This is a genomic window from Ruminococcus sp., assembly GCF_016283395.1.
Genome location: NZ_JAEEMU010000020.1, coordinates 1 through 2,362, shown reverse-complemented (window position 1 = coordinate 2,362; position 2,362 = coordinate 1). Strand labels below are relative to the sequence as shown.

The following is a 2,362-nucleotide window of genomic DNA, read 5'->3' as shown; positions in this document are numbered from 1 at the left end:
ATCTGTGTGACCACATTTCCGTTGGCGTCTGTAGCCTTTTCGCCGTTTGCCTCAGTAACTTCAACTACCTCTGTAGCAGGCTCTTTAGCAGCTGTAGGATCTTCGGCGTTAAGTGCTGTAGCCTCATCGGGAGCTGATGCAAGTCCGAGATCGGCAGGTGAACCTGACTGGAAAGGAGTTACGATAACGTTGCCTTTTTCGTTGTCGATGTGCTCGAGAGTAGGAGCGTTGCTGTCCTCTGTTGCAGCGGCAGTAGTTGCGCTGCTGTCATTATTTCCGCTGCCGTTGTCTTTTTTATTTGAATCCATACATGATGCGGCAGATGTAAGCAGAACGCAGGCAACAGCTGCGATCGCGATCATTCTTTTTCTAAAATTACTCATATTTTGCGTCCTTTCATTTCATATAATGTTTTTATACGATTGAAAATGCGAAGCAGTGCTCTTCGCTAACCTTATAATAATTATACACGCGCCTTTAATATTTGTCAAGCCGAATAACAAATTGTAATCAATTCTTTGCATATTCACCACGGGGATTTCATCGTTCTGTCATTTTTGCCTGCAAGTGTAAAAACAGGTAATAAATTGGCAGATTAATAAATAAAGTCATACCAATTTATTGTTTATTAGTTCAAATCATGTATTGCAAAGAGCTCAAAGCCGTGTTATAATTATAGTAAGTGTTCTTAAAATCGATATCTATATATTCCGCTTCTGTAAGATACACTATTATGACTCAAAACGATCAGCAGCGGAGCAGAGGTATGGGGTATCGGTTGTGTTTGAGTTTTCGTGATCATCTATGATGAAGAGAGGAAATTTGAAATGAGGATAAGGAAGATCGCACTGATAGTTGCTGCGGCATTAGCCGTATCAGCAGTCGGCTGCGCGAAGGAAAAGGGGACTCCTGATGTTGTCGAGAAAGATAAGGAGACACAGGAGGAAATTACTACCGTTATTACCGAGGAGGAAACTACAGAGATGGCGACCGAGCATATCAGCCCAGTTGAGACCGTTTCAGCAACTCTTAATTCGCAGATAACCGTTAACAGGACTATCGGACGAGCTGAGGGAAGCAACACGATCAAGTTCCCCCTTGCCGATCTCATTGAGGACGGCGACAGGGTAAAATCTTTTACTTTTACTATTTATTCAGGTGACGGCGGCGACATAGGTGGCTTTAAGGGTGGATGCGGCATTGCTGTTGACACCGATTGTCCTGCTGCAACGAATAAAGGTTGGTATCAGAGCCCTGATTTTTCAGCACCTACTCAGGGAAGCTATGGTGAGATAACATGGAATGTACCTGACGAGCTGAAGGACTACATACACGCAGGGGGAGAAGTTCTGTTCGGATACTGGTGGGGCAATTGTGAGAGTATCAGGATAGAAAATGTGGTATGTACATACGAAAGAACGAGAGAAGTTCCCGTTGACGGCATGGGGGCAGCAGAGGTAGGGATAAGCGTAAACTATTCCGACGCTGACAATACTATCCATGTACCTCTTGATTTTATTCCCGATAAGGTAATACCTCAGGTCGTTACTTTCAAGGTAAGTGCGGCAGGAGGCTTTGGAAAATATACGGGAGCATTCGGCATAAACTCTTCAAAGGGCAAGTATCAGTCAGGTGATACTGCCGTATTCACCAACGATTCCAGCATAGAGCTGGTATGGTTCGTGCCTGATAAGGCTAAGGAGTGCATAGCTCAGAACAACGAGCTTGTGCTTGGCTACTGGTGGAGCGAACAGCCTTCCGTTACTCTTGATACTGTGTCTGTAAAGTACAGTCAGGGCGAGGGCTTTACAGGTGAATTCCCTGTTATGACCACTACAGCTGCATCCGAAGATAACGCTGCTGTCCAGACTGCAACAGTTGCTGCGGCAGAACGCGGCTTCCGTACAGCAGATGAGATAGTATCACAGATAAAGGTGGGCTGGAATTTAGGCAATACCCTCGACAGCTACAATACTGACAAGGAAGGCCTTGAGACCGAGACTGCGTGGGGCAATGTCAAGACCACAAAGGAGATCATCAAGTCAGTCAAGTCGGCAGGCTTCAATGCAATAAGAATACCTGTAACGTGGGCTGAGCATATGAACGGCGATACTATAAGCACCGAATGGATGAACCGAGTACAGGAAGTAGTCGATTACGCTTATAATGAGGGAATGTTCGTTATAATCAATATGCACCATGATGACTATATCTGGTTCGAGCCTCAGAAGTCGTCATATAACGGCGACAGCTTCAGGCTGAAAACCATATGGGAGCAGATATGCGAGCGTTTTGCCGATTATGATGACCGCCTTATATTTGAAGGCATGAACGAGCCGAGAACTGTCGGTTCTACCATGGA

General features: G+C 45.3%; 2 protein-coding genes. One reads left to right on the top strand and one right to left on the bottom strand.

All coding sequences use genetic code 11. The features are described from left to right. Window positions 1-383 (bottom strand): hypothetical protein (locus QZZ41_RS00420; protein WP_295066643.1); only part of this gene is annotated, 383 nt, incomplete at its 3' end. A 444-nt stretch (window positions 384-827) separates the two neighbouring features. On the opposite strand from QZZ41_RS00420, the gene QZZ41_RS00415 reads away from it, so the two are divergent. Further along, on the top strand, window positions 828-2,362 hold a 1,535-nt coding region (locus tag QZZ41_RS00415), incomplete at its 3' end, for a DUF5620 domain-containing protein (protein ID WP_295066640.1).